Annotated in this window: 2 protein-coding genes and 1 tRNA gene; 1 reads left to right on the top strand and 2 read right to left on the bottom strand. The window is 63.5% G+C overall.

Annotated elements, in window-relative coordinates; all coding sequences use genetic code 11:
• The first annotated feature begins 1,000 nt into the window (after positions 1-1,000).
• Positions 1,001-1,077, top strand: a tRNA-Pro gene (locus ACWEQQ_RS06315).
• Between the two features lie 81 nt (positions 1,078-1,158).
• Here ACWEQQ_RS06315 and ACWEQQ_RS06310 read toward each other — a convergent pair.
• Both ACWEQQ_RS06310 and ACWEQQ_RS06305 read right to left on the bottom strand, forming a co-directional pair.
• Complete coding sequence (locus ACWEQQ_RS06310) at positions 1,159-1,575, bottom strand: hypothetical protein (protein WP_452347440.1); 417 nt, start codon at positions 1,573-1,575, stop codon at positions 1,159-1,161.
• A gap of 365 nt (positions 1,576-1,940) precedes the next feature.
• Complete coding sequence (locus ACWEQQ_RS06305; RefSeq protein ID WP_452347439.1) at positions 1,941-2,153, bottom strand: hypothetical protein; 213 nt, start codon at positions 2,151-2,153, stop codon at positions 1,941-1,943.
• Positions 2,154-2,658 lie beyond the last annotated feature (505 nt).

The following is a 2,658-nucleotide window of genomic DNA, read 5'->3' as shown; positions in this document are numbered from 1 at the left end:
GATAGCGACGGCAAACGCCGATCCGGTCACCTCTGCAAATCCTTCCTCATGGCACGCACCCACCGCGCGCCCTCATCCACCGCCGGACAGCCGAAGACGACCGCGGCCAACAAGTTCCGTTCTTCTACCCTGGCCAACCCGTGGCCAAACACCATCGCACCGAGCGCGCAGCGTCCGGATCCAGTCGACAGCATGCCGACGACACAGATGATTCCTCTTTCGACACAACGGATTTCGATGCGACAGCGACCTAGAGAAGAGCCCGCATGATATGGGGTGCCTCCACAGGGACCCTGGCCGAGGAGATGTTTCAGACCAGGTCAACTGACCCAGCTGTGCCGCCAGGATCAGTGCAACAATTGATCAGCAACGGATGCTGAAGACTGCCACGCTACGTGGCCATGCCAACCCAATGAGGCATGTGTACCAGGGGTTTTCGAGCGGCGGGGGTCATCGTACTGAACAGTAGTTCGAACGATCTTGACTTGTCAATCGTCCAACTGCCCCCGAAACCACCGGCAGCACAGCCGCACCCAGGGCCCCGAGAGCGGCAATGAAAACCGCACCTTTTTGCACTTTATTACCCTGCGGCACAAACGATTTCGAACATGTGTCGAAACCATTGCCGTCCCATGACCGCCGCCGCAGAAACGCAGGTTCCGGCCGGCACGTCGACCACCTATGCCGCACCCCTCCGGCACATAGAACCGACACCTTCGCGAAGGCGTCCAACCACCTCGCCAGCGAGGGACCGTGCGCCACACCCGAAGCGTCGGATCACCCTCTGGTCGGTCATCGTCCTGGATGGCCTCGGAGTCGAGCGAGCACAGGATCACGCGGTGCGCGCAGCCCGAGCGCCAGATGACCCAACCCCGCGACGCACTTGACCCCCAGCCAAGTGCGTCCGCTTTACCCCTGCCACACGCCGAGTACCAGCCGATTTGGATGTTCAGGGGGGTCCTGGGGTAATCTCATCGAGCACAAGCGAGAGCGAATGCAACGGGCTGTGGCGCAGCTTGGTAGCGCACTTGACTGGGGGTCAAGTGGTCGCAGGTTCAAATCCTGTCAGCCCGACCAAGAAATCCCCTCCGACCAGGGTCGGAGGGGATTTTTTGTGTCACCGAGCTCGTCCAAAATCGGCCGTTTCTCACAGAAATCTCACGTTTTCGGCCGCTCTCCCCGCGCCCACCGCTCCAGAACCTCCCGGTTGTCGGGTGCCGTTTCGGGGATATCGATGTAGTGAGCCTTGGCCACCGCTTTGGTGTTGCCGAGTTGTCGCGCGGCCCGCTCCGGATCGCCGTAGGCGTTGTCGACCGCCGTGCCGACCCCGCGCCGGAACGTCTGCGGAGTGACCCAGGAGTAGTAGTTCTCCCCACGTGCGGCGCGCCAGCTGCGCCCGAAGTTGTTCGGGTTGCGCAGGGAACCGTTGCGTGCGGGAAACAGGACCCTGTGGGGTTCGGTTGCCCGGTGACCTCGAGGTCCTTCAGCGCCTCGCGGCAGGCCTGCGCGGAGTGCTCGGGCAGCAGTATCCGGCGCCACCCGTTCGCCGACTTCGGGAACGGCTGGCGCACCCACCCGCCGGTCCCGGAGCCTTTCACCTCCACCAGCGTGCCCGTGACATCGAGGTAGGGAATCGTGGCATCGAGATCGATCTCCTCGAGCAGGACCGCGAACACCTCGTGCGAGCACAGCCCGGTGCCGCAGGTCAGATCGGTCACCCACACCACCGACCAATCGCGCGGCGGGCCGGACGTGTAGGCCGGCGTACCGGGAACAGTCTCCCCGGACGCCCAGGCACGAACCTGAGCCCTGAAGCCCGGCAACGCATCCTGGTCTCCGGCCTTGCCCCGAGCGCGGGTGCTGCGCCGGGTGAACGAGCTCACCCCGTCGACAGGGTTGGTCTCGACAGCGCAGTGCCGGACGGCAATCTGCATCATCGCTCACAGAATTATCTTGTACTGCTTGGCCTTACGGCGCAGACCCATCGCGACCAGACGCTCGAGATGACGATCCAGCTCACCGGCGGTCGCCTGCCACACCTGTAGATTCCCGATCGAGTTCTCGATCTTGATCGTCTTCGGATCCTGTGCCCCAAACCATCTCGAGCCACCCGATCTTGTGGCTCGTCCTACACGATCAGCGGTCCAGGCCACACCAGCCCCTCGGATGCGTGCCTGCCCCTCGTAGGTACGTCGGCCCCGATCAGGCCTTTCACCACGCCGCTGCGGAAGTGGTGGCCTACCTCGAACCGGGTTGGGACAATGTTGGCCGACCGTCCGCGGCGGAAGGTCAGTTGTGCTCGGGAACCGAGATTTCCGCCCCCAGAAGTCGGACAAAAAAAACCCGAGGAGCTGGCAGGTGTGCCATGCTCCTCGGGTGTGCGTCACCGAGCGGACTTGGTGAGCACGGACCGCCGGAGCCGACCGGTGTGACTATTTGCTGAAGTAGTCATGAAGGATCACGACTACCCATAGCCCGCAGAACGCCGCGATCGCCAACAGTAGGATGCTGATCACGTAGCTCCCGAAATCGTGCACAAGACCGTGCGTGAGCGGCCAGCCACCTAGTGGGTGCGCCCGTTAGTTCGTCGGGGGTTACGCGGCGAGCGGGAGGGGTGCGGCCAGGTCGTAGCGGCCGAGCCGGTGTAGCAGGTCGTTG

It is taken from the genome of Nocardia sp. NPDC004123 (assembly GCF_053603795.1).
The sequence above is the reverse complement of the archived record's forward strand: the minus strand, read 5'-3'. Positions and strand labels throughout refer to the sequence as shown.